The following is a 22,819-nucleotide window of genomic DNA, read 5'->3' as shown; positions in this document are numbered from 1 at the left end:
CCGCCAGGCCAACTCGGTTAGTGACTAATAACTGAAATTCAGGTTAGTCTCGATTAACTGTGATGTCCAACACATCGCCGCGTTGCTAGACTCTGGGCTGGCTCAAGGAGGAAAAGTGTCCAGCAATACAGCGCAGCCGGCCCCTGCCGCCCAAGCCCCTGCAGTCCAAGCCACCACAGCCCAGGCCGCCACTCCCCCCACGCCAACAACCCAGCGCGGGAGGGCCAAGGAGAACCGGCGGCAGGCTTTGCTGTCCGCTGCTGCCTCGCTGTTCGCGGCCAACGGCTTCAACCGGGTCTCGCTGGAGGACCTGGGCGCGGCGGCAGGCGTCAGCGGACCTGCGGTGTACCGCCACTTTCCGGGCAAGCAGGCAGTCCTGGCTGACTTGCTGGTCACGGTGAGCCAGGAACTGCTTGACGGCGGCCGCCAGGTGGTGGAGCGTACTGCCGACCCCCAGGCCGCACTCCGTCAGCTGGTGGAGTTCCAGGTGGATTTCGCCCTCGGCAAACCGGACGTGATCCGGGTGCAGGACCGGGACTTCACCAACCTGTCCGAGCAGGACCAGCTGGCCGTACGCACACTGCAGCGCAGCTACGTGGAGGTGTGGGTGGACGTCCTGGCCAAGGTCCATCCCGCGACCGACCACGCTGAGCTGCGGATGCGCGCCCATGCCACATTCGGCCTGATCAACTCCACCCCGCACTCGGTCCGCAGCCATGGCAGGCGCATGGCTGCCGGCGTCGCGCGTCCCTTGCTGGAACGGATGGCGCTCGCCGCCCTGACCGTACCCTCGGCCTGACCCGCCCGGCACCGGTCACCACACGAACGGCCCCGGCCCGCACAACCGGCCCCTGGCAGCACCGCTTATGCGGGCCGGGGCCGGTGATGTGCAGGCCAGGAGCCGCTACACCATGGTGAGCACCATGCCCGGCTCGGCCAGGATGGCCCCCACGTCCGCCAGGAACCGGGAGCCTTGCTCCCCGTCCACCAGGCGGTGGTCGAAGGACAGGCTCAGCGTCAGCACCTGGCGCAGCGCCACCTCGCCCCGGTATTCCCATGGCATGGTCCGGACCGCCCCCAGTCCGAGGATCGCCGCCTCCCCCGGATTGAGGATTGGGGTGCCTGCGTCGATGCCGAAGACGCCGATGTTGGTAATGGAGATGGTGCCGCCGGAGAGGTCCGCCGGCGTGGTCTTGCCCGCCCGCGCGGTTTCGGCGAGCGCCGTGAGCGCCTGGGCCAGCTGCGGGAGCGGGAGGGCCTCGGCGTCCTTGATGTTCGGAACCGTGAGTCCGCGCGGCGTAGCGGCGGCGATGCCCAGGTTCACGTAATTGAAGGTGACGATCTCCTGGTTTTCTTCGTCCCAGCGGGAGTTCAGTGCCGGGTTGCGGCGCAGGGCGATCAGGAGGGCTTTGGCGGCGAGCGTCAATGGGGTGAGCTTGATACCCGCGAATTCCCTGCTGGTCTTGAGTTTGGCCAGCAGCTCCAGGCTCGGCGTGACATCCACGGTCAGGAATTCGGTGGCATGCGGCGCGGTGAAGGCGCTCTGCACCATCGCGGCAGCGGTGTGCTTGCGTACCCCCTTAATAGGGGTCCGGGTCTCCCGCTCCCCCGACCTGGCTCCACCTGGGGACGCGGCCCCCTGCGCCTGCAGGGCAGGTTCCGCGGCGTGCCCGGAAAACTCCTGCACGTCCTCCCGCGTGATCAGGCCACCGGGACCGGTCCCGGGAACCTGGGCGAGGTCCAGGCCAAGGTCCTTGGCCAGCTTGCGGACCGGGGGCGTGGACCGGGGACGTTCGGCGGCCTTGCCCTCCACAGGTGCTGGTTGGACAGCTGCAGGCGCGACCAGGCCGGCCTCCGGGGCCATGGTTCCCCCCGCCTCAATCACCGGGGCAAAGTTCCGCGCCCGGCGCGTGGGGCGCCCGGAACCTTCGACGACGGCGCCGTACCCCACAAGGTTCGGTTCCCTTTTCGGGGTTTCCACCGCAGCCTCCCCGGACCCCGCGCCCGCGGCGCCCGACGGCGCCAAAGGTGCGGACCCGGCGTCGTCCGGAACTTCGAAGGAGACGATCGGCTTGCCCACCTCCACTACGGAACCGGGCTGTTCGTGAAGTTCCTTGATGACCCCGGCGAACGGTGACGGCAGTTCCACCACGGCCTTGGCGGTTTCAACTTCGGCGATGACCTGGTTCAGGCTGACGGTGTCGCCAACGTCCACCTTCCAGCTGAGGATTTCTGACTCGGTAAGTCCCTCCCCCAGGTCCGGGAGACGGAATTCCTTGATCATGGTGGCGCTCATCCTTCCAGTCCACTCAGGGAATTGGGGCGGCCAAGGGCACGGTCCACGCCGTCCAGGATGCGGTCCAGGCCCGGGAGGTGGTGCATTTCCAGCTTGGAGTAGGGGTAGGGAATGTCGAACCCCGTCACCCGGACCGGAGCGGCCTCGAGGTGGTAGAAGCACCGTTCGGTGATGCTGGCCGCCACTTCCGCTCCCAGCCCGCCGGACTGGGCAGCCTCGTGCGTGACCACCAGGCGCCCGGTCTTGCGCACCGAGGCCACCACCGGTTCGTAGTCCACGGGGGCCAGCGAGCGCAGGTCGATGACTTCAATGGAGATGCCCTCGTCCGCGGCGGCGGAGGCTGCGTCCAGGGCGGTCTTGACCAGTGGCCCGTAGGCAACGAGCGTGACGTCGTTGCCGGTGGTCAGCACCCGGGCCTTGTCCATGGGGAGGGCCGAGGCAGGATCTGCGTTCTCGTCCACCTCGCCTTTGTCGTGGTAGCGGCGCTTGGGCTCGAAGTACAGAACGGGATCGTCACAGGCGATGGCCTGCTGGATGACCGTATAGGCGTCCTGGGGGTTGGCCACGGTGACCACCCGCAGCCCCGAGGTATGGGTGAAGTAGGCTTCCGGGGATTCGGAATGGTGCTCCGGTGAGCCAATGCCGCCGCCGAACGGGACCCTGATGGTGATGGGCATTTTGACGGCCCCACGGGTGCGGTAGTGCAGCTTGGCAACCTGGCTGACGATCTGGTCGAAGGCCGGATAGATGAACCCGTCGAACTGTATTTCCACGACGGGCCGGTAGCCGCGGTAAGCCAGGCCGACGGCGGTTCCCACGATGGCGGACTCCGCCAGCGGGGTATCCACCACGCGGTGGGTTCCGAAGTCCTTTTGCAGGCCGTCCGTCACGCGGAACACACCGCCCAGGGCGCCGATGTCCTCGCCGAGGAGAACCACCTTGGAGTCGTTTTCCAGCGACTTCCGGAGCCCGGCGTTGATGGCGCGGGCAAAGGTCAACTGGGTCATCAGCGTGCACCTTCCTCTGAAACGGCACCTGCGGGATCGCCGAAGGAGGCCAAATACCGTGCATAGTGGTCCTGCTGGCGTTCCAGCCAGGAATTGGGCGTGCTGTAGACATGCTTGAAGATGTCCATGGGCTGAGGCTCCGGCATGGTGGTGCAGCCGCGGCGCATCTGCGCGGCCACGGTGTCGGCCTTGTCCTTGACGTGCTGCTGCAGCTCCCCGGTCAGCAGTCCCTTGCGCTCCAGGAGGCCGGCCAGCCTGCTGATGGGGTCCTTGGCGGCCCAGTCCTCCAGCTCATTGGCGTCCCGGTACCGGGTGGGGTCGTCGGCGGTGGTGTGCGGCCCCATGCGGTAGCTGACGGCTTCGATGAAGGTGGGGCCGCCGCCGCGCCGTGCGCGGTCAAGGGCCAGCCTGGTGGCGGCCATGACCGCCAGGACATCGTTGCCGTCCACCCGCAGGCTGGGGATTCCGAAACCGGTGGCGCGGTCCGCGAGCTGGATGTGGGACTGCAGGCGCACGGGCTCGGAGATGGCCCAGTGGTTGTTGGTGCAGAAGAACACCACCGGGACCTGGAAGCTGGCCGCGAACACCATGGCCTCGTTCACGTCGCCCTCACTGGTGGCACCGTCGCCAAAGTAGGTGACGGCCACGGCATCGGCACCATCGTTCTGGATGCCCATGGCGTAGCCGGTGGCATGCAGGGTCTGGGCGCCAATGATGATCTGCGGGGTGGCCATGTTGATGCTGTACGGGTCCCAGCCGCCGGAGGCGTTTCCGCGCCAGACCCGCAGGAGGTCCGTCAGGTCCACGCCGCGGCAGTAGGCCACGCCGTTCTCGCGGTAGCTGGAGAACACAAAGTCGTCTGCGCGCAGTGACCGTCCGGACCCGATCTGGGCCGCCTCCTGGCCCAGGAGCGGGGGCCAGAGGGCCAGCTCCCCCTGCCGCTGCAGGGCTGTGGCCTCAACATCAATCCGCCGGATGACGGTCATGTCCTCAAAGAGGGAGCACAACTGGTCATCGGTGATGTCCCGGACCCAGAAATCGAACTCTGGGTGGCTGATCCGTTCACCGGCCGGGGTAATCAGCTGAAGGAATTCCGGCCCGGTTTCTCCTGGATTCCCTGCGCTTTGGGGGGTGTTAGCGCCGTCATGGCCCGTTTGGTCTGTAGACACGATTGCCGCAACCTTCGAACGTCGTTGACCCGTGGTTTGCGGGCTTTTGGCCCCTGCCGCCACCGGCCTTCCGGGCGTCATTGCCCCAGATACTGTGACCCTACTCACAATGCCCAGAGGGTACAACCACCACCGCTGTTTCTGAGCAAAGTGCCCTGTCCCGCGCCCCGGCACCGTGCTAGCGTTGCGCATTATGCGAGCTTTGGATGGCACTGACACCCGCCTGCTGTCGGCGTTGGCGCAGGATCCGCGCCGTACCGTGGTGGCCCTCGCGCAGAAGCTTGGCCTGTCCCGCAATACCGTCCAGGCGCGCATGGCCCAACTGGAAAAGAAGCACGTCTTCCTGTCCTTCGAGCGGCGCCTCAACCCGGTGGCACTGGGCTATCCGCTGATGGCGTTCATCTCCGTCCACGTCCAGCAGCAGAAACTCGGGCGGCTTGCCGGGGAAATCGCCGCCATCCCCGAGGTCCTGGAGGGTTACGGGCTGACGGGGTCGGCAGACCTGCTGCTGCGCGTGGTGGCCAGGGACGCCGAGGACCTTTTCCGCATCAACGGCAAGATCCTGGCGTGCGACGGCGTGGAGCGGGCAGACACGGCCCTGGCAATGGGCGAGCTGATCCCCTTCCGGTTGCAGCCCCTGCTGGACCGCGGCTCCGAAGGCAGCTAGCAGCAGCGGAACCCCCGGTGCGGCACTTCAGGCACGACGGCGGCGGCCTGGGTTATAGGCTTGTTCCAGTCATCTGCCGGGCCGGGACGGTCCGGGGCAGTCCGCCGGCGCCAGAGCGCCTGTTCCACGAAAGGCCCACCCTTGAGCAGTCCCCAGGATCCGTACCGGCAGGGCCAGGCGGGCTTCACGCCACAGCAGTTTGGCCGGCTGCCGGAGCAGCCCGCGCCGTTCGGCCTTCCCGGGGAGCCGCCACGCCAGCGGAGCCGTCGGAAGCTGTGGATCATCCTTGGCAGCATTGGCGGGGTGCTGCTCCTGGTGATCCTCGGCATCGTGATCCTGGTGAACGTGGTGGGAAGCGCCACCAACCAGGCACGTGGCCTTGCGGATGATTTCACCAAGAAGGTGATTGCCGGGGATTCGTCCGGCGCCTACGACGAATACCTTGACCCGGACTTGAAGAAGCAGCTTTCCAAGGAGGCCTTCATCTCCGGCGTTAAGAGCCTGGAAATGGACAGTTCCTGCCAGCCGGCATACAACAACCTCAAGGTTGCCACCGATAACAGCGTGAAGTCCGCCGAGGTGGTGGGCCAGATCAGCTGCACCGGAAAGAAGGTTGACCTGGCCTACCGCTTCCAGGGCACCGACAAGCTGCTGATGACCAACATCAAGCTGCGCCCCGCGGCCTAGCCGGGACCAGCCGGACGGAAAATGCAAAGGGTACTGACCTTTTCACCCATCCGACCCCGGCAATGATCCGAATCGCTTCCGAGGGCCCCGTCCGGGGCCCACATCCGGCGGGACAACCCACCCGCCCTGAAGGAAGGATTCGGACCATGCGCAACTCACCCAACCGCCTCGTCGCCACCATTTTCGGAGCCGTCTACCTGCTGGTCGGCCTCCTGGGCTTCGCCGTAACGTCAGGCGTCGGTTTCGTCGCCACGGAAGGCGCGAACCTCATCATCTTCGAGGTCAACCCGCTGCACAACGTCATCCACCTGGCCATCGGCGCCGCGCTGCTCTTCGCCGGCCTCCGCGGGACTGACAGCGCACGCACCGTGAACTCCTCCGTCGGCGCCGTCTACCTCCTGGTGGGCATCGTGGGGCTGTTCCTGCTGAATTCGCCGCTGAACATCATCGCCCTGAACGGTGCCGACAACGTCCTCCACCTCGCCAGCGCCGTGCTCCTCCTCGGCGTGGGCCTGTCCCTGGACAAGTCCCCGGCCGCTGCCCGCGCCTAGCATGCCAAGGTCCGGCATGGTTTCGCTCCGGCCCACGGCACCGCCGGCCCACCCGGTGACGGTACAGTCCACGGCGCCCCAGGCGGACTCTTCGGTTCGCCTGGTCACCGGGTTCGCCGGCTTCGGTGCGGGCTCGGTCAACCTGGCCATCTCCTCCAGCTTCCTTGCAGCGGGCTCCCCTGGACCGGCAGGGCTTCTTGCGGGTGTGGCGGCTGGCCTGTGGGGAGCCGCTCTGCTGGCCGGAGCCGTGGCCTTCCTGGCCAAGGACCGGCTGGCCGGCAACCGGTGGGCGCGGTACGCCCTCGCAGGCGCGGCGGCGGCCCACCTGGCCGCCATCGCGTTCCCCACGTCCACCACCTCCGGGCTCAGCCTGACGCAGCTTTCGGCGCTCCTGCTGACGCTGATGATCATCGCCTCGCTCGGGTGGCTCCAGCGGCACAGTGGCCAGCAGGACAGCGCGCGGCAGCCGGCAGGGGCCGGCATGCGCCCGGGGAGGCTGTTGCTGGCAGCGTTCGCCGGCGCGGTGCTGGTGGCCGGAATTACGACGCCGGGCCTCGCCGCCTCGACGGCCGGCCAGTACGCCGTGCCGCATGGTGAACACGGGAACCTGGCACCGGGCGGCCACCACCAGCGCTGACCGCCCGCAGGAAAACCCACCGGGTCCGTCCCCAACGAAAGAGCCTCCGTGCCGCAGTCCGCGGCAGGAGGCTCTTCACGTTGCGCCGGAACAGGTTCGGCGCTGGTGGGTGTGGTCCCTGTTTCAGGCCCTCCCCGTTCCGGCGTGTCCCGGTTCGTGGAGTTTCCCGGTTTTAGTGGTCCACCGCCTTTTCGGCACCGATGCCGGTCAGCGAGCGGACTTCCATCTCGGCCTGCTTCGTCACGTCCTCCCGCCTCTTGTCCAGGGTGGTGCCCAGCCAGCCCAGGAAGAAGGCCAGCGGGATCGAGACGATGCCCGGGTTGCTGAGCGGGAAGAGGGCGAAGTTTGCCCCGGGGATCATGGAGGTCTTCAGTCCCGAGACCACCGGGGAGAAGATGATGAGCAGGATCGCCGAAGCGAGGCCGCCGTACATGCTCCACAGCGCGCCCTGCGTGGTGAACTTCCGCCAGAACAGGGAGTAGATGATGGTGGGCAGGTTCGCCGATGCGGCGACGGCGAAGGCCAGTGCCACCAGGAAGGCCACGTTCTGGCCGTTGGCGAAGATGCCGCCCAGGATGGCCAGGATGCCGATGACCACCACGGTTCGCCGGGCAACCCGGACTTCTGTGGCGGCGTCGGCCTTGCCCTTGGCGATGACATTGGCGTAGATGTCATGCGCGAACGATGCTGCGGCCGTGATGGTGAGGCCGGCCACCACCGCCAGGATGGTGGCGAACGCCACCGCGGAGATGAAGCCGAGCAGCAGTGGCCCGCCCAGGTGGAATGCCAGCAGCGGAGCTGCCGAGTTGACGCCGCCGGGGGCGCCCTTGATCGTGTCCGCTCCGACCAGCGCTGCGGCGCCGTAGCCCAGCACCAGGGTGAACAGGTAGAAGATACCGATCAGCCAGATGGACCAGACGACCGATTTGCGGGCTTCCTTGGCGGTCGGGACCGTGTAGAAGCGCATCAGCACGTGTGGCAGGGCGGCGGTGCCCAGCACCAGCGCCAGGCCGAGGGACATGAAGTCCAGCTTGGAGGTGTCCGACTTGCCGTACTGCAGGCCCGGATTGAGGACGGCCGGGTTCTTGGCGGTCTCCACGGCGCCGCCCAGCAGGGCCGAGAGGTTGAAGCCGTAGATGGCCAGGACCCAGAGGGTCATTACGGCGGCGCCGGCGATCAGCAGCATGGCCTTGATGATCTGGACCCAGGTGGTGCCCTTCATGCCGCCGATCAGGACGTACATGATCATGAGGGCGCCGACGACGATGATCACCAGGGCCTGTCCGCCCCAGTCGCTGATGCCCAGCAGGAGGGAGATCAGGCTTCCCGCCCCAGCCATCTGGGCCAGCAGGTAGAAGAAGCAGACCGCGAGGGTGGAGATGGCGGCGGCGATCCGGACCGGCCGCTGCTTCAGCCGGAAGGACAGCACGTCCGCCATGGTGAACTTGCCGGTGTTGCGCAGCAGTTCAGCCACCAGCAGCAGCGCCACGAGCCAGGCCACCAGGAAGCCGATGGAGTACATGAATCCGTCGTAGCCGTTGATGGCGATGGCCCCGGTAATTCCCAGGAAGGAGGCGGCGGACAGGTAGTCGCCGGCGATGGCGGTGCCGTTCTGCGAGCCCGTGAAGGAGCGTCCGGCGGCGTAGTAGTCGGCGGCGGTCTTGTTGTTGCGGCTGGCGCGGAACACGATCACCATGGTCACGGCCACGAACAGGCCGAAGATGCCCATGTTCAGAAGGGTGGTGTCCTTGAGGGCGGCGACATCCACCGCGGCGGGAATTGCGATCATTTGTTGGCTCCGCCCACTCGGTTTCCGTTCTTATCGAATTCGTGCCCCTCGATTTCGTGCCTGATCTCGGTGGCGATGGGGTCCAGCCGCTTGTTGGAGTAGTGCACGTACCAGCCGGTGATGGCGAAGGTCGAGACGAACTGGAGCAGGCCCAGGATCAGGCCGATGTTGATGTTGCCCCAGACTTTGGTGGACATGAATCCCACCGCGTAGTCGGCGAGCAGCACATAGGCGAAGTACCACAGCAGGAAGGCCACTGCCATGGGGAAGACAAAGCTGCGGTGACGCTTGCGCAATTCCTGGAACTGCCCGGTCGACTGGACTTGTTCAAAGTCCACGGACGCCGCTGCGTCCGGAGTATGGGCATCATTACCCATCGTTCCTCCTCATTGAGTTGCCGGAACACACCGGGCGGAGGGCCCCGGACTGCTGGACAGGGGGCCTGGCCGACAGCACCACGCAGGGGCACCGCAGATGTGACACCAATCACTTTGCCGCCCGCGCGCCGCTGTGTTCCAGCACTTCACCGCCCACTGTCGCTCAACGGTTGCGATGCTGCGGCAAGCGGCACCCGCCGCTACGCTGGGCACCATGCCGGACTCCCCCCTCCTCACCGCCGCGGCCGTTGCGGTGATCGCCATGGCCATTACCGTCGTCGTCGGCGTGGGCCTGAAGGTGCTCCGCTCCTTCCGTGAGCTGGGCACTGACGCAGAACGCGCCACGTACCACACGCTCCACGCTGCCTCCCAGGCCGGGCAGCACCTGCGCCGCGGGCTGAACCCGGCGGGCGCCGCGAAAGCCAGCCGCCAGCTGCGGGCCCTGCTGGCCTGCGATGCCCTGGCCATCACGGATACCAACGGTGTCCTGGCCTGGGACGGCGGTGCCGAGGACATCAGGCCACGCCTGATGGAACTCGCAGCGGATGTCCTGGCGTCCGGCCGGACAGCAGTTCTCTCCGCCGGTGCAGACGGAACCGGCGGCCACCTTGCCGGGGTCATCGCCCCGGTGCGCTCGGGCACCCGGGTGGTGGGCGCGGTGGCAGCTTTCGCCCCTTCCGCGGGGGCAGGCCTGGTCAGGGCAACGGGGGAAGTGGCCGACTGGGTCGCGGTCCAGGTGGAACTTGCCGAGCTGGACGCCTCCCGCACGCTGCTGATGGAAGCGGAAGTCCGGGCGCTGCGCGCCCAGATCAGCCCGCATTTCATCTACAACTCGCTCAACGCCATCGCATCCTTCATCAACACCGATCCGGAGCGGGCCAGGGAGCTGGTGGTCGAGTTCGCGGACTTCACCCGCTACTCATTCCGGCGGCACGGGGACTTCACCACCCTTGCCGAGGAGCTCCGCTGCATTGACCGCTACCTGCTCCTGGAGCGTGCCCGGTTCGGCGAGCGCGTCCAGGTTAGCCTGCGGATCGCCCCGGAGGTGCTGGGCACCGTCATCCCCTTCCTCAGCCTGCAGCCGCTGGTGGAGAATGCCGTCCGGCACGGGCTCGAGGCCAAGGCGGGTCCCGGGCACATCAGCATCACGGCGGAGGACGCCGGGGCCTTCGCCGAGGTCACCATCGAGGACGACGGCGTGGGGATGGATCCGGAGCATCTCCGGTCCGTGCTGGCGGGCCATACGGACGGGGACCATGTGGGGCTGCGGAATGTGGATGCGCGCCTCCGCCAGGTGTACGGCAACGATCACGGACTGGTGGTGGAAACGGCGCCGGGCGAGGGAACGCTGATCACCATGCGGGTGCCGAAGTCCCAGCCCGGGCATGATGCGTGAGGAGCGCTGTTCCGCTGGAAGTACCCTAGGAGAATGATTAACGTCCTCGTCGTTGATGATGAGCTGCCCGCCGTTGAGGAGCTGGCTTTCCTGCTGGGCAGGGACGAGCGCATTGGGAAGGTGCTGCGTGCCACGTCCGGCGCTGAAGCGCTTGCGGCCCTGTCCGCCGGCGGCATCGACGCCGTTTTCCTGGACATCCATATGCCTGCGGTGTCAGGCCTGGACATCGCCGGGGCCATCGCCCGCAGCAGCAATCCGCCGGCCGTTGTTTTTGTCACTGCCGATGAGGACCATGCCCTGGCTGCGTTCGAACTCGCCGCCGTGGACTACCTGCTCAAGCCGGTGCGCGCCGAGCGCCTGGCACGTTCCGTGGGGCGGATCAGCGAATTGCGCGACGGCGGGGCGGCACCGGAGATGATCACGGTGGACCAGGGCGGGACCACCAGGATGATCCGGCGCGACGACGTCACGTACGTCCAGGCACAGGGCGACTACGCGCGGCTGCATACCGCCGACGCCAGTTACCTCATCCGGGTGCCCCTGGCGGACCTTGAACAGCAGTGGGCGGATGCCGGGTTCATCCGTACGCACCGCTCCTACCTGGTGGCGCTGAAGCATGTGTCCTCGATGAAGCTGGCGGCCGACGGGCCGCGCGTGACGGTGGCCGGTGCCGGCCTGCCCATCAGCCGCCGGCACCTGCCCATCGTGCGGGAGAAGCTGGAGGCAACCAGGATCAGGCCGCACGCATGACGCGGGTCCGGGTTACGGCCCCGCGCGCGTCTGCGCGCACGGCGGTGCGGGGCACACCCCGCGCGCTCGAGTCGCGGGAAGCGGCGCAGGACTCCGAGGTGGGGCAGGTGTTTGTCCGGTCGCTGATCAGGTCCCAGCTGCGGCTGGCCCTGGTGGTGGCGGGCGGCTTCCTGCTGATCCTGGCCGCATTCCCGCTGACCCTGGTGGTGGTTCCGGGCCTGGCCGATACCCGGATCGCCGGCATCCCGTTCGGCTGGCTGCTGCTGGGCGCGGGAATTTACCCGGTGATCGGCTTGAGCGCATGGCTGTACGTCAGGACGGCGGCACGCAATGAGGCGCGGTACCGGGACCTGGCAGGGGAACAGTGATGCGCAGGTGAATGCCGGCGTCGCCATCACAGCGGTCGCGGTGGTGTCCCTCGCCACGGCCATCATCGGGTTTTACGGGCTCCGGATCTCACGCACCACCGGCGACTTCTACGTTGCATCCCGGACCGTGCGCCCCTGGTGGAACGCGTCGGCGATCGGCGGGGAATACCTGTCCGCAGCCAGTTTCCTGGGTGTGGCAGGCCTCATCCTGCTGTCCGGGACGGATGCACTCTGGTTCCCGGTGGGGTACACCGCCGGCTACCTGATGCTGCTGCTCTTCGTTGCCGCCCCGCTGCGCCGGTCCGGCGCCTACACGATTCCGGACTTCACCGAGTCCCGGCTCGCCTCCCGGACGGTCCGGCGCGTCACCAGCCTGGTGGTGGTGATGGTGGGGTGGCTGTACATCGTGCCGCAGCTGCACGGGGCGGCACTGACCATCCATATCGCCACGGGCCTGCCGTCCTGGGTGGGTTCCGTTGCCGTCGTGGTGGTGGTGTGCCTCACGGTGGTGGCAGGCGGGATGCGGTCCATCACCTTTGTCCAGGCGTTCCAGTACTGGCTGAAGCTGACGGCCCTGGCCGTGCCCATCCTGTTCATCGTCTTCGTGCTGGCCGGCCAGGGGGCGGAGCCCCAGTCCCTGCCCGCGGTCAACCCCACGGGCGTGGCACCTGCCGGGCTGTATCAGAACGTGTCCCTGCTCGTGGCGCTGCTGTTCGGCACCTTGGGACTGCCGCACGTGCTGGTGCGTTTCTACACCAACCCGGACGGGCACTCGGCCCGGCGGACCACGCTGATCGTCCTGGGCCTGCTCTCCGTGTTCTACCTCTTCCCCACGGCGTACGGGCTGGTGGCCCGGATGTTTGCCCCCGACCTGGCCCGCTCGGGGCAGCCGGACGCCATGGTCCTGCGGCTGCCCGGCGAACTCGTGGGCGGGGTACCGGGCGACCTGCTCAGCGCCCTGGTGGTGGCCGGGGCGTTCGCGGCGTTCCTGTCCACCACCTCCGGCCTGGTGGTCTCCCTGGCCGGCGTGATCAGCCAGGACGTCCTGGGCGGAAGCGTCCGCGGGTTCCGGCTCGCCGCCGTCGTCTCCGCCCTGGTCCCGCTCGGCTTTGCGTTCATGACCGGTTCCCTGGCACTTGCCGGCAGCGTTGGCCTGGTTTTCGCGTTCACCGCTTCCACGGTCTGCCCGGTCCTGCTGCTGGGCATCTGGTGGCGCGGCCTGACCGATGCCGGGGCCATCGCCGGCATGGTAACCGGCGGGGTGCTGTGCGGCGGGGCAATGATTGCAGGCGCAGTATCGGGTTCGGGCCTGACGCCGCCCTGGCTCGCGCAGCCGGCGGCGTGGAGCGTGCCTGCCGCGTTCGCGGTGATGGTCATCGTGTCCCGGGCCACTTCCCACCGGATCCCGGGCACCATGCCGCGGATCATGACCCGCCTGCACACCCCGGAACGGCCGCTGGCAACGGAACGGTGATCGGGAGGACAATAACGCCATGTCCATCGAGGACGGCGGCACGTCCCACCAGCACGGCGGGGTCCCTGCCTCCGTGCGGGCCCAGCTGCTCGCCACGGAGCACTGGGGCCTGCTGGCATCACGCAGTACCGCCCAGGGCGAGGTCCTGACCCGCATCAGCATGTTCCTGACGTTCACTTCGGCCAGCATTGTCAGCGTGGCACTGGTGGGCCAGGCCACCGGCTTTTCGGATGCCTTCGTCCTGCTGGCAGTGGTTGTCCTGTTCATCGATACCGCGATCGGGCTGCTGACCCAGCTCCGGGTGATGAACGTGGCCCATGAGGACCTGATGTACGTCACGGCCATGAACAGGCTGCGGGCCGCGTACGTGGACCTCGATCCGGGCGTGGCGCCGTACCTGATGGCCGCGCACCACGACGATGAGGCCGGTTCGGTGCAGACCTACTATTTCTTCGGCAACCGCGGTTCTTTCAGCCATGTGGCGGGCAGCAGCATGATCTTCATGACGACGGCGAACGCTGCCTTGATTGCCATTGTTGCCGGGCTGCTGGTAACCCTCGCCGGGGCAGGGACAGCGGGCGGCCTTATCCTGGGGGCCCTCTGCGGCGTGGCGTTCCTGGCGGTGTCCGCGGCGCGCGGGTACCGGAGCTACCGGGACGTGTGGCGCCGCTTCACGCCGCTTTCCCCCACCCCGCCGGCCGGGGACTGAAAGCCCCGGCAGCAGAGACGTGTCAGTCGATGGCCGCCATCAGCTCGACAACGCGGTCCAGGAAGGCATCCACCTGTGATTCCTCGTAGCCGTCGCGGCCCACTGTGGGACGGAAGACAGCGCGGCGCACGCTGTCCACGCTCAACGGCTTGTCCTGTTCGAGGTAGGCGACGAGCTCGCGGCACAGCCGGTCGACGTCGTCGGTGTTGTAGCTGCGAGCCTTCTTCTTGGTGGGCCGCCGGAAGCGGTCTCCGTCGGGCCGGTGCAGGCGGCCCCGGAGGATTCCGGAGAGGCTCCCGATTTCGCGCAGCCAGGCTTCCTCGCCCCGGGCCGCGATCAGTTCATCCCGCTCCCGGCGGGCGAAGGCGTCCTCAAGCCGGTCCAAGGCGGCGTCCACGACCGTGGCGGAGTAGCCGCCTTTGACGGGATCGAAGGACACGGCCCTCACGTCGGCGCTGTTGACGGGGTCGGTTGCGGCCTGGGGTGTTTCCAGGGAGATCCGTGCCCGCTGCAGGAACTGGTCAACCTGCCTGGCGTTGTACCCGTACTCGCTGCGCTGCACGCGCTCAAAGGACGCAGGGATCTGCCGATGAATGTCCAATGCCACTTCGTTTCCTTCAATGCTCTTCAGCGGTAGTGCTTCCGCACCAGTTTAGGGGGCCGCGATTGGTGCGGCCGCCCGGGACCATGTTTGTGTCGGGGGCCCGGCGCGCCGGGCTGGAGGGTCAGGCGCCGGCCACCAGGCCGTACAGGATGAACGCCACCGGCGAGGCGAAGACGATGGAGTCCAGCCGGTCCATCACTCCCCCGTGCCCGGGCAGGATGCTGCTCATGTCCTTGACGCCCAGTTCACGCTTGACCATGGACTCGGCGAGGTCGCCGGCGGTGGACGCGGCCACGGTTCCGACAGCGAGCACGGCGCCCACCCACCACGGTTTGTCCAGCACGAAGAGGGCTGCCAGCACGCCGATCAGCATGGCGCCTGCCACCGACCCGGCGAAGCCTTCCCAGGACTTCTTGGGGCTGATCTTCGGTGCCATGGGGTGCTTTCCCAGCGACGCGCCCACCAGGTAGCCGAAGGTGTCATTGGAGACCACCAGCAGGAGCATGACGGCGATCTCCCACGCGCCGATGGGGGCCATGCCGCCGGGCCAAAGCCCCAGCGGGGTGGTGCCTGCGGCGTGCAGCGGCAGCGCGGCGAAGCTGATGAAGAAGGGAACCCACCCCAGGGTGAAGACACCGGCGAAGATGCTGTTGGCCGATCCCGCTGCGCTTTCGATCGAGCGCCACAGCAGGACGGCCACCGCACTGAGCAGGAGCGCGAACAGCTGGCTTTCGATGCCGCCAAAGTAGGCGGCGAAAGGCATGGCCAGCGTGCCGGTCATGACCGGCACGATGGGCATCCTGGTGCCGTTGGCTTCCAGCGCCCGGTAGATCTCCCACACGCCAAAGACGGCGAAGGCCGTGACGATGGCTACGAACGCCAGCGGGAGAAACAGCAGCCCTCCGAGTACGGCGATAAGCATGGCCAGGCCCACCACGACGGCGGCGGGCAGGTTCCTTCCGGCCTTCGGCGTCGGGTTGCTCCTGGGCTGCTTCCCCCGTGTGCGCGCCCGTGGTGCGGGGGCCTGATCTGCCTGGCCCATCAGACTTCGAGCAGCTCTGCTTCCTTGCGCTTGAGCAGTTCGTCGATGCCGTCCACGTGTGCCTTTGTGAGGCTGTCCAGTTCCTTTTCGGCGCGGTTGCCTTCGTCTTCGCCCGCCTCGCCGTCCTTGACCAGGCGGTCCAGGGTTTCCTTGGCCTTGCGGCGGATGTTGCGGATGGAGATCTTGGCGTCCTCGCCCTTGGTCTTGACGATCTTCACGTATTCCTTGCGGCGTTCCTTGGTCAGTTCAGGAATAGTGATCCTGATGACGTTGCCGTCGTTGGACGGGTTGGCTCCGACCTCGGAATCGCTCAGGGCGCGTTCGATGTCCCGCATGGCGGTCTTGTCGAACGGGGTGATCAGGATGGTGCGGGCGTCCGGGATGGCGAAGGAGGCCAGCTGCTGCAGCGGCGTGGGCGAGCCGTAGTAGTCCACCAGGACCTTGTTGTAGAGGCCCGGGTTGGCGCGGCCGGTGCGGACGGCGGCGAAGTCTTCCTTGGCTACCTCTACCGCCTTGTCCATCTTTTCTTCGGCTTCGAGCAAGGTTTCTTCGATCACGGTCTCTCCTGACGGTTCTGGTGCAGTCCGGGGCGCCGGATCCATGCACTCACGTGGTTCTTTGTTGCTGGTTCCGTCCCCGCCCGGAAGGGCGGGGACGGAACTGTCCTGAAATCATCCTAGCCGCAGCTAGGCGGTGACCAGCGTGCCCAGCTTTTCGCCAAGGATGGCGCGGGTGACGTTGCCTTCACCCTCCATGCCGAAAACCACCATGGAGAGGTCGTTGTCCTTGCACATGGTCATGGCCGTCTGGTCCATGACGCGGATGTCGCGGCGCAGGGCATCGTCGTAGCTGAGGGTCTCCAGCCGCTCCGCGGTGGGGTCCTTCTTGGGGTCCGCGGTGTACACGGCATCCACCCCGCTCTTGGCCATGAGGACCACGTCGGCGTGGACTTCCAGCGCGCGCTGGGCGGCCACGGTGTCGGTGGAGAAGTAGGGCAGGCCTGCGCCGGCGCCGAAGATGACCACTCGGCCCTTTTCCATGTGGCGGATGGCGCGGCGGGGAATGTAGGCCTCGGCCACCTGGCCCATGGTGATGGCGCTCTGGACGCGGGTTTCCACGCCCGCCTGCTCCAGGAAATCCTGCAGCGCCAGGCAGTTCATGACCGTTCCCAGCATGCCCATGTAGTCGGCGCGGGAGCGGTCCATGCCGCTCTGGGACAGTTCGGCGCCGCGGAAGAAGTTTCCGCCGCCCACCACAATGGCCACCTCCACCTCGGGGACGGCTGCTGCGATCTGCTTGGCGACGTTGCGGACGGTCTCGGGGTCGACACCGAGCTTCCCACCGCCGAAGACCTCGCCGGAGAGCTTCAGGAGGACCCGCCGCCGGCTCTTTTCCGAATGCGTGACAGTGTTGACGGCTTCCATGATGCCTTCCCGTTGGTGACTCTGAAAAAAGGGTATCCTGCCGGATCCGGTGCCCGGAACCGGCCGCGGTCCAAATGGACTGGACTGCCAGCCGTTTGGGCGCATGCAAAAGGGGCGGCCACCGAAGTGGCCACCCCCTTGCAGTTTCGGCTAGGAGCCGACGCGGAAACGCGTGAAGGCGGTTCCCTTGACACCGGCCTCTTCGAGGACCTGTGCCACGGACTTCTTGGCGTCCTTGGCGAATGCCTGGTCAACCAGGACCTCGCCCTTGTAGAAGCCCGTCACGCGGCCTTCCACAATCTTGGTGAGGGCAGCTTCAGGCTTGCCCTCGGCCTTGGCGGTCTCTTCGGCGATGCGGCGCTCGGACTCGACGAGCTCGGCCGGAACGTCCTCACGGGTGAGGTAGTTCGGGGCCATGGCGGCGATGTGCACGGCGACGTCGTGGGCAGCGGCGGTGGCGGCTTCGCCTTCACCGTCGACAGCGAACAGAACGCCGACCTGGGCCGGGAGGTCCTTGGACGTCTTGTGCAGGTAGGCGTCAACCGTTGCACCCTCAACGCGGGAGATACGGCGGACAACAACCTTCTCGCCCAGGATGGCGCCTTCTTCGACGACAACCTCGGAGAGCGGCTTGCCGTCAACGTCGGTGGCCAGCAGGGTCTCGAGGTCGGCAGCGCCGGACTCGACGGCCACGGCCAGGACCTTGTCGGCCAGCTGGATGAACTTGTCAGCCTTGGCGACGAAGTCGGTCTCGCAGTTGACCTCGATCATGACGCCGACCCCGTTGCTGACCTTGGCGGCCACGAGGCCTTCAGCGGTGGAGCGGCCTTCGCGCTTGGTAGCGCCCTTGAGGCCCTTGATGCGGATGATCTCGATGGCCTTCTCGGCGTCACCGTTGGCTTCGTCAAGAGCCTTCTTGACGTCCATCATGCCGGCGCCGGTGCGCTCGCGCAGGGCCTTGATGTCCGCGGCAGTGTAGTTCGCCATGTGAACCCCTCTGTCTAGAAATGTGTGGTGGTGTACGGACCGACAGGACGGCAGCCCACGGAGGTGGGCTGCCATCCTGTCAGCAGCTCCGGCTGCTGACAGCGCGGAGAATCCGGATTTTTGCGTGTGTTACTTGGCGTCTTCGGCGGGAGCCTCGGCGGCAGCCGGAGCTTCCTCGGCGGCCGGGGCTTCAGCGTTCTCAGCCGGAGCGGCAGCAGCTTCTGCCTTGCTGCCTTCGAGGAGCTCGCGCTCCCACTCGGCCAGCGGCTCTTCCGGAGCTTCGGTGGCGCCCGTGCCGCGGTTGTTGCGGGCGATCAGGCCCTCTGCAACAGCGTCGGCAACAACGCGGGTCAGGAGGTTCACGGAGCGGATGGCGTCGTCGTTGCCCGGGATCGGGAAGTCGACTTCGTCCGGATCGCAGTTGGTGTCCAGGATGGCCACAACCGGGATGTTCAGCTTCTTGGCCTCGTCAACGGCGAGGTGTTCCTTCTTGGTGTCAACAACCCACAGCAGGGACGGAGCCTTGGTCAGGTTGCGGATACCGCCCAGGTTGGACTCCAGCTTGGTGAGCTCACGCTTGAGGAGCAGAAGTTCCTTCTTGGTGTAAGCGGAACCGGCGACGTCGTCGAAGTCGATCTCTTCGAGTTCCTTCATGCGCTGGATACGCTTGGCAACCGTCTGGAAGTTGGTCAGCATACCGCCGAGCCAACGCTGGTTGACGTAGGGCTGGCCCACGCGGGTTGCCTGCTCGGCAATTGCTTCCTGGGCCTGCTTCTTGGTGCCGACGAAGAGCACGGTGCCGCCGTGGGCAACAGTGGCCTTGACGAACTCGTAGGCGCGGTCGATGTAGGACAGCGACTGCTGCAGGTCGATGATGTAGATGCCGTTGCGCTCGGTGAAGATGAAGCGCTTCATCTTCGGGTTCCAACGGCGGGTCTGGTGTCCAAAGTGGACGCCGCTGTCAAGCAGCTGGCGCATGGTTACGACGGGCATTCCGGCGCTCCTTATTTTCCGGCAGGTCATTCATGAGAAAACCCGGAGGCTTCTTACCCTGCCAATAGTTGACGGTTGATCAGCGTGGCCCGGACGGGCCGTGCTCCTGGCATCCCCCGCCCTTCCCATCAGGACGAAAGCCTGACCGCAGGAAGCGCGATCCTCCATGGACGACGCCGGGGCGTTGGCTGCCGGAGGGCTGGATGCGCGTAGTCAGCCGCTGCTCCCCCACACTCCTGAATGAGATGTGCCGACGCGATCCGGACAGGGGGATGCACCGCGGGGGTGGACCACTGGGACGTAACGCGTTGAGGGCGCAGCAAACTGCTCCATCAAGTGTACTACAGGCACCCCCGCCCGCCGGACAGTCCGTGCCTGCCCGGCCGTTGTCCACATAGCCGGAACCGGCCCTGCCGGCGCGCGGTGCAGGCGGGCAGGCTGGTCGCATGAAGACATCAGTCCTGCTGGCCGCCTTCCTGCTGCTGCCGGCCTCGATTGCCACCCCGGGCGCGGGCCTTCCGAACAGCGCGGCCCTCCCCTACAGCGCAGCCATTCCGAACAGCGCAGCCCTCCCGAACAGTGCCGCCATCCCGAACAGTGCCGCCATCCCGAACAGCGCGCCCATTCCCAACAGCGCAGCCGGCTTCAGCCACGCGGCCGCCGCCCGGCAGGGAAGTACGACGACGGCCGCCCGGGCGGGTGCCGCCCCTTCCTGGCAGTGGCCCCTGGCACCGCGCCCGCCGGTGCTGCGCCCTTTCGATCCCCCGCCCAAGCCATGGCTGAGCGGGCACCGGGGCGTAGACCTTGACTTCGCCGCAGGCACGCAGGTCTTGTCACCCGCAGCCGGAACGGTGAGTTTCGCGGGCGTGGTGGTGGACCGTCCCGTGATCACCATCGACCATGGCGGCGGCCTGCGGAGCAGTTTCGAACCCGTGGAAAGCACGTTGGCCGTGGGCGCCGCCGTGGCCCGGGGCGAGGTCATCGGCACTGTGCTGCCGGGGCACTGTCCGGCGGCGCAGTGCCTGCACTGGGGCGTGCGGGAAGGAGAGGACTACGTCAATCCCCTGCAGTTCGTCCTGGACCTCCGCCCGTCCATCCTGCTGCCGCTGGCCGGTGGCCCATAGCCACGGAGAACGCAGGCATGGCCCCGGAGCATCAGTCAGCCAGACAACTGCCCGTGCGGGCGTCCCGCCTAGACGATGGCCGAGATCCCGGTGATGGCGCGCCCTGTCACCAGGGTGTTGATTTCAGCCGTGCCCTCGTAGGAGTAGATGGCCTCCGCGTCGGCGAAGATTTTGGCCATCCCGTAGTCGGTCACGATGCCGTTGCCGCCCAGGATGCTGCGGCCCAGCGCCACACTCTCCCTCATGCGGTCGGTGGCGAAGGCCTTGGCCAGTGCGGATTGTTCGTCCTTCGCCTCCCCGGCGTCCTCCAGCTGGGAGAGCCGGACCATCATGCCCATGGAGCTGACCGTGTTGCCCAGGATCCGGACCAGCTGGTCCTGGATGAGCTGGAAGGAGGCCAGGGGACGGCCGAACTGCCGGCGCTCCACGGCATAGCGGCGGGCAACATCGAAGGCGGCCATCTGGAGGCCCACGGCCTGCCAGGCAACTGACAGGCGGGTGACTTTGAGCACCTTGTTGACGTCGCGGAAGCTGTTGGCGTTGGCGAGCTTGAAGTGGTCCGGCACCACGACGTCCGTCAGGACGATGTCGGCATTCTGGACAGTCCGCAAGGAGATTTTGTTCTCGATCTTTGTTGCGCTGTATCCAGGCAGCGTGGTGTCCACCAGGAAGCCCTTGACCTGGTTGTCCGCCACGTCGCGGGCGTACACCACCACCCAGTCGGAGAACGTGGCATTGCCGATCCAGCGCTTTGCGCCGTTGAGGATCCAGTTGTCCCCGTCCCTGCGCGCCGTGGTGCGCGTTCCGCCGGCCACGTCGCTGCCGCCCAGCGGCTCGGTCAGGCCAAAGGCCCCGATCTTCTTCAGCGCGTAGATATCAGGAAGCCATTCGTCCTGCTGCTCCTTGGACGCCAGCAACTCAATGGAGCCGGTGAACAGTCCGTCGTGCACGCCCAGGAAGGTGGCGATGGAGGCGTCCGCGCGGGTGGCTTCGGCGTGCAGCATGCCGGCGAAGAGGTTGGAATACCCCTGCCTCCGCACCGGACTGACCAGGTCCAGCCCGGCAAGCTTCGGTACCAGGTCCATGGGGAACTCTCCGCGGTTCCAGCAGTCCACCGCAATGGGCTTGACCTCACGCGCCAGGAAGTCGCGGACTTCGGCCAGCCGGTCCTGCTCCTTGCCGGAGAGAAGCTGCTCGAAGGCGAAGAAGTCGCCGTCGGCGTAGGGAAGCTCTGGGAAATCGGCTGCGGAGGTGGCCATGGTTACCTTCTTTGATGATCAGCGCTGACCATGCCGCGGAGCGGAGCACGGTATGTTACTGGTGAGTAACATACCGCAGGGTGCTGGGTTAACCAAGAAAACCGCGGCCAACGAAAAACTCGTTGGCCGCGGTTGAGGTAGGGCTACTCGGACTTGAACCGAGGACCTTAGGATTATGAGTCCCGCGCTCTAACCAGCTGAGCTATAGCCCCCCAAGCCCCGGGAGCAGGTGTTCGGACGCCATGCTCCGGCAGGGCAAAAACACTCTAGCAAACCCGGGAAAGGGTTCAGACCACTTTGTCCTCGTAGGAGGCGCCGCGGTACAGGTCCTCGAAGGTCTGCAGCGTCCCCTGGATGCTGTGCGGCTCCACCAGCTGCCGGCTGGCGCGGCCCATGGCCTGCTGTTCGTCCTTGGGCAGTTCCAGCACCTGGGTGATCTTCTTGGCCAGGTCATCACTGTCGTTGGGAGTGAAGAGGTACCCGTTCTCGCCGTCGCGGACCAGGTGCGGCAGCGCCATGGCGTCCGCCAGGACCACGGGGGTGGAGGCGGACATCGCTTCCAGTGTCACCAGCGACTGCAGTTCCGCCGTTCCGGGCATGCAGAACAGGTCGGCCCGGATGTAGGCGGTACGCAGTTCCTCGTCGCTGGCCAGGCCCAGGAATTTGACCCGGCTGGTGAGGCCGAGCCGCCGCACCAAATCCTCCAGGGCGGAGCGCACTTCGCCGCCGCCCACGATCTCCAGGTGTACGTTCAGCTCCGGCGGCGTTTTGCCGATGGCCTCGATCAGCACGTCCACGTGCTTTTCCTCGGCGAGGCGGCCGGCGAACAGGACAGTGGGGTGGGCGTGCGGCTCGATGTGCTCACCGGGCTGCAGTTCATAGGCGGCGGAGTCGATGCCGTTGGACAGCGGCAAAACCTTGCGGAGGAAGGCGTGCTCGTGCATGGCGCGGGCGGCAAGCGGCGTGGGCGTTGTCACCACGTCCGCCTGGCCCATGACCTTGCCCATGTCCTTCCAGGAAACCCGCCCAATGATGTCCTTGAACCACTGCGGGAACGGCAGGAAGGGGTTGAGGTTTTCGGGCATGAAGTGGTTGGTGGCAATGATGCGGACGCCGCGCTTCACAGCCTCATAGAGAACGTGCTCGCCGATCATGTAGTGGCTTTGGATATGCACGACGTCGGGCTTCACCCGGTCGAAGAGGAGGCTGATTTCCTTCTTGATTTCCCAGGGGAAGCAGAGGCGGAAGCTCTCGTGGGTGAACGCCTTGTGCGAGCGGAGCCGGTGCACGGTTGCTTCCTCGCGGAACTCGGTGAAGCTCTTTCCCTTGCTGTCGCGGGACGCCAGGACATGGACGTTGTGGCCCCGGGCAGTCATTCCCTTGGCCAGCCGGTAGCCAAACTGGGCCGCGCCGTTGACGTCCGGCGGATAGGTGTCTGCGGCGATGAGGATGGTCAGGGGGCGCTGGTCGGCGGGCGTGGTCATGGGGAGTACTCCTGATGGTCACGGT

Annotated in this window: 24 protein-coding genes and 1 tRNA gene; 11 read left to right on the top strand and 14 right to left on the bottom strand. The window is 66.8% G+C overall.

All coding sequences use genetic code 11. The annotated features are described in order from the left end of the window. The first annotated feature begins 115 nt into the window (after positions 1-115). Positions 116-799, top strand: coding sequence for a TetR/AcrR family transcriptional regulator (locus tag LDO22_RS21025; RefSeq protein ID WP_275966929.1), 684 nt, complete (start codon positions 116-118; stop codon positions 797-799). A 105-nt stretch (positions 800-904) separates the two neighbouring features. Here the strand turns inward: LDO22_RS21025 and LDO22_RS21020 are convergent, their stop codons facing one another. From LDO22_RS21020 to pdhA, 3 genes are read right to left on the bottom strand one after another with little or no spacing between them, the layout of a single operon-like run. Next, a complete protein-coding gene (locus tag LDO22_RS21020) occupies positions 905-2,296 on the bottom strand; it encodes a dihydrolipoamide acetyltransferase family protein (protein ID WP_224025569.1) in 1,392 nt (463 codons plus the stop codon). Continuing rightward, positions 2,293-3,303 carry an alpha-ketoacid dehydrogenase subunit beta gene (locus LDO22_RS21015; protein WP_224025568.1) on the bottom strand — a complete coding sequence of 337 codons (1,011 nt, stop codon included), beginning with the start codon at positions 3,301-3,303 and terminating at the stop codon, positions 2,293-2,295. The genes LDO22_RS21020 and LDO22_RS21015 overlap by 4 nt, the downstream gene beginning before the upstream one ends. Further along, positions 3,303-4,472: a pyruvate dehydrogenase (acetyl-transferring) E1 component subunit alpha gene (gene pdhA, locus LDO22_RS21010; RefSeq protein ID WP_224025567.1), complete on the bottom strand. Its 1,170-nt coding sequence runs from the start codon at positions 4,470-4,472 to the stop codon at positions 3,303-3,305. Before pdhA ends, LDO22_RS21015 begins: the two co-directional genes overlap by 1 nt. A 193-nt stretch (positions 4,473-4,665) precedes the next feature. Here pdhA and LDO22_RS21005 point away from each other — a divergent pair, with 193 nt between their 5' ends. The 4 genes from LDO22_RS21005 to LDO22_RS20990 all read left to right on the top strand — a co-directional run bounded on the left by LDO22_RS21005 (position 4,666) and on the right by LDO22_RS20990 (position 7,014). Then, positions 4,666-5,139, top strand: coding sequence for an Lrp/AsnC family transcriptional regulator (locus LDO22_RS21005; protein ID WP_224025566.1), 474 nt, complete (start codon positions 4,666-4,668; stop codon positions 5,137-5,139). Positions 5,140-5,280: 141 nt separating this feature from the next. After that, entirely contained in the window at positions 5,281-5,826 is a 546-nt protein-coding gene (locus LDO22_RS21000; protein ID WP_224025565.1) for a hypothetical protein, read from the top strand. A 146-nt stretch (positions 5,827-5,972) separates the two neighbouring features. Beyond that, entirely contained in the window at positions 5,973-6,377 is a 405-nt protein-coding gene (locus LDO22_RS20995) for a DUF4383 domain-containing protein (RefSeq protein ID WP_159632381.1), read from the top strand. A gap of 16 nt (positions 6,378-6,393) precedes the next feature. Then, the gene (locus LDO22_RS20990) at positions 6,394-7,014 is read left to right on the top strand and encodes a hypothetical protein (RefSeq protein ID WP_224025564.1); all 621 of its coding nucleotides are present in this window, start codon (positions 6,394-6,396) and stop codon (positions 7,012-7,014) included. Positions 7,015-7,186: 172 nt separating this feature from the next. Here the strand turns inward: LDO22_RS20990 and LDO22_RS20985 are convergent, their stop codons facing one another. Next, positions 7,187-8,803, bottom strand: coding sequence for a sodium/solute symporter (locus LDO22_RS20985; protein WP_159632382.1), 1,617 nt, complete (start codon positions 8,801-8,803; stop codon positions 7,187-7,189). Further along, positions 8,800-9,180, bottom strand: a complete 381-nt coding sequence (locus tag LDO22_RS20980; protein WP_159632383.1) for a DUF485 domain-containing protein — start codon at positions 9,178-9,180, stop codon at positions 8,800-8,802. Before LDO22_RS20980 ends, LDO22_RS20985 begins: the two co-directional genes overlap by 4 nt. Before the next feature lie 214 nt (positions 9,181-9,394). On the opposite strand from LDO22_RS20980, the gene LDO22_RS20975 reads away from it, so the two are divergent. From LDO22_RS20975 to LDO22_RS20955, 5 genes are read left to right on the top strand one after another with little or no spacing between them, the layout of a single operon-like run. Continuing rightward, on the top strand, positions 9,395-10,576 hold the full coding sequence (locus LDO22_RS20975) for a histidine kinase (RefSeq protein WP_224025563.1): 1,182 nt from the start codon (positions 9,395-9,397) through the stop codon (positions 10,574-10,576). A gap of 33 nt (positions 10,577-10,609) precedes the next feature. Beyond that, the gene (locus LDO22_RS20970; protein WP_159632385.1) at positions 10,610-11,326 is read left to right on the top strand and encodes a LytTR family DNA-binding domain-containing protein; all 717 of its coding nucleotides are present in this window, start codon (positions 10,610-10,612) and stop codon (positions 11,324-11,326) included. Further along, positions 11,323-11,694 carry a hypothetical protein gene (locus LDO22_RS20965; protein WP_159632386.1) on the top strand — a complete coding sequence of 124 codons (372 nt, stop codon included), beginning with the start codon at positions 11,323-11,325 and terminating at the stop codon, positions 11,692-11,694. Before LDO22_RS20970 ends, LDO22_RS20965 begins: the two co-directional genes overlap by 4 nt. Before the next feature lie 7 nt (positions 11,695-11,701). Then, complete coding sequence (locus LDO22_RS20960; protein ID WP_159635633.1) at positions 11,702-13,168, top strand: cation acetate symporter; 1,467 nt, start codon at positions 11,702-11,704, stop codon at positions 13,166-13,168. Positions 13,169-13,187: 19 nt separating this feature from the next. After that, entirely contained in the window at positions 13,188-13,877 is a 690-nt protein-coding gene (locus LDO22_RS20955) for a hypothetical protein (protein ID WP_224025562.1), read from the top strand. A 22-nt stretch (positions 13,878-13,899) separates the two neighbouring features. Here the strand turns inward: LDO22_RS20955 and LDO22_RS20950 are convergent, their stop codons facing one another. The 6 genes from LDO22_RS20950 to rpsB form a co-directional block, all read right to left on the bottom strand. Continuing rightward, positions 13,900-14,484, bottom strand: a complete 585-nt coding sequence (locus tag LDO22_RS20950; RefSeq protein WP_224025561.1) for a DivIVA domain-containing protein — start codon at positions 14,482-14,484, stop codon at positions 13,900-13,902. A 118-nt stretch (positions 14,485-14,602) separates the two neighbouring features. Continuing rightward, positions 14,603-15,523 carry a phosphatidate cytidylyltransferase gene (locus tag LDO22_RS20945; protein ID WP_159632389.1) on the bottom strand — a complete coding sequence of 307 codons (921 nt, stop codon included), beginning with the start codon at positions 15,521-15,523 and terminating at the stop codon, positions 14,603-14,605. After that, positions 15,523-16,080, bottom strand: a complete 558-nt coding sequence (gene frr / locus LDO22_RS20940; RefSeq protein ID WP_141161026.1) for a ribosome recycling factor — start codon at positions 16,078-16,080, stop codon at positions 15,523-15,525. The genes LDO22_RS20945 and frr overlap by 1 nt, the downstream gene beginning before the upstream one ends. A 129-nt stretch (positions 16,081-16,209) precedes the next feature. Next, positions 16,210-16,947, bottom strand: coding sequence for a UMP kinase (gene pyrH, locus LDO22_RS20935; RefSeq protein WP_159632390.1), 738 nt, complete (start codon positions 16,945-16,947; stop codon positions 16,210-16,212). Positions 16,948-17,097: 150 nt separating this feature from the next. Then, a complete protein-coding gene (tsf, locus tag LDO22_RS20930) occupies positions 17,098-17,934 on the bottom strand; it encodes a translation elongation factor Ts (RefSeq protein ID WP_141161028.1) in 837 nt (278 codons plus the stop codon). 129 nt (positions 17,935-18,063) lie between these two features. After that, entirely contained in the window at positions 18,064-18,927 is an 864-nt protein-coding gene (gene rpsB, locus LDO22_RS20925; protein ID WP_110544706.1) for a 30S ribosomal protein S2, read from the bottom strand. A 446-nt stretch (positions 18,928-19,373) separates the two neighbouring features. On the opposite strand from rpsB, the gene LDO22_RS20920 reads away from it, so the two are divergent. Then, entirely contained in the window at positions 19,374-20,051 is a 678-nt protein-coding gene (locus LDO22_RS20920) for a M23 family metallopeptidase (RefSeq protein ID WP_224025560.1), read from the top strand. 68 nt (positions 20,052-20,119) lie between these two features. On the opposite strand, the gene LDO22_RS20915 is transcribed toward LDO22_RS20920, so the two are convergent. The 3 genes from LDO22_RS20915 to LDO22_RS20905 all read right to left on the bottom strand — a co-directional run bounded on the left by LDO22_RS20915 (position 20,120) and on the right by LDO22_RS20905 (position 22,794). After that, on the bottom strand, positions 20,120-21,310 hold the full coding sequence (locus LDO22_RS20915) for an acyl-CoA dehydrogenase family protein (RefSeq protein WP_224025559.1): 1,191 nt from the start codon (positions 21,308-21,310) through the stop codon (positions 20,120-20,122). Positions 21,311-21,448: 138 nt separating this feature from the next. Beyond that, positions 21,449-21,522 (bottom strand) — tRNA-Ile (locus tag LDO22_RS20910). Between the two features lie 75 nt (positions 21,523-21,597). Next, a complete protein-coding gene (locus tag LDO22_RS20905; protein WP_224025558.1) occupies positions 21,598-22,794 on the bottom strand; it encodes a glycosyltransferase in 1,197 nt (398 codons plus the stop codon). Positions 22,795-22,819: the final 25 nt, after the last annotated feature.

Origin of the sequence: Arthrobacter sp. NicSoilC5, assembly GCF_019977395.1 — a bacterium.
Classification (GTDB): domain Bacteria; phylum Actinomycetota; class Actinomycetes; order Actinomycetales; family Micrococcaceae; genus Arthrobacter.
The sequence above is the reverse complement of the archived record's forward strand: the minus strand, read 5'-3'. Positions and strand labels throughout refer to the sequence as shown.

Coding starts and splice junctions, on each gene's coding strand:
- pyrH (WP_159632390.1), bottom strand. CDS start 16,947: ATGGAAGCCGTCAACACTGTCACGCATTCGGAAAAGAGCCGGCGGCGG.
- LDO22_RS20995 (WP_159632381.1), top strand. CDS start 5,973: ATGCGCAACTCACCCAACCGCCTCGTCGCCACCATTTTCGGAGCCGTC.
- LDO22_RS20955 (WP_224025562.1), top strand. CDS start 13,188: ATGTCCATCGAGGACGGCGGCACGTCCCACCAGCACGGCGGGGTCCCT.
- LDO22_RS20945 (WP_159632389.1), bottom strand. CDS start 15,523: ATGGGCCAGGCAGATCAGGCCCCCGCACCACGGGCGCGCACACGGGGG.
- LDO22_RS20905 (WP_224025558.1), bottom strand. CDS start 22,794: ATGACCACGCCCGCCGACCAGCGCCCCCTGACCATCCTCATCGCCGCA.
- LDO22_RS20920 (WP_224025560.1), top strand. CDS start 19,374: ATGAAGACATCAGTCCTGCTGGCCGCCTTCCTGCTGCTGCCGGCCTCG.
- LDO22_RS20985 (WP_159632382.1), bottom strand. CDS start 8,803: ATGATCGCAATTCCCGCCGCGGTGGATGTCGCCGCCCTCAAGGACACC.
- LDO22_RS20990 (WP_224025564.1), top strand. CDS start 6,394: ATGGTTTCGCTCCGGCCCACGGCACCGCCGGCCCACCCGGTGACGGTA.
- LDO22_RS20980 (WP_159632383.1), bottom strand. CDS start 9,180: ATGGGTAATGATGCCCATACTCCGGACGCAGCGGCGTCCGTGGACTTT.
- LDO22_RS20970 (WP_159632385.1), top strand. CDS start 10,610: ATGATTAACGTCCTCGTCGTTGATGATGAGCTGCCCGCCGTTGAGGAG.
- LDO22_RS21020 (WP_224025569.1), bottom strand. CDS start 2,296: ATGAGCGCCACCATGATCAAGGAATTCCGTCTCCCGGACCTGGGGGAG.
- LDO22_RS21015 (WP_224025568.1), bottom strand. CDS start 3,303: ATGACCCAGTTGACCTTTGCCCGCGCCATCAACGCCGGGCTCCGGAAG.
- LDO22_RS21005 (WP_224025566.1), top strand. CDS start 4,666: ATGCGAGCTTTGGATGGCACTGACACCCGCCTGCTGTCGGCGTTGGCG.
- LDO22_RS20965 (WP_159632386.1), top strand. CDS start 11,323: ATGACGCGGGTCCGGGTTACGGCCCCGCGCGCGTCTGCGCGCACGGCG.
- tsf (WP_141161028.1), bottom strand. CDS start 17,934: ATGGCGAACTACACTGCCGCGGACATCAAGGCCCTGCGCGAGCGCACC.
- LDO22_RS20975 (WP_224025563.1), top strand. CDS start 9,395: ATGCCGGACTCCCCCCTCCTCACCGCCGCGGCCGTTGCGGTGATCGCC.
- LDO22_RS20915 (WP_224025559.1), bottom strand. CDS start 21,310: ATGGCCACCTCCGCAGCCGATTTCCCAGAGCTTCCCTACGCCGACGGC.
- rpsB (WP_110544706.1), bottom strand. CDS start 18,927: ATGCCCGTCGTAACCATGCGCCAGCTGCTTGACAGCGGCGTCCACTTT.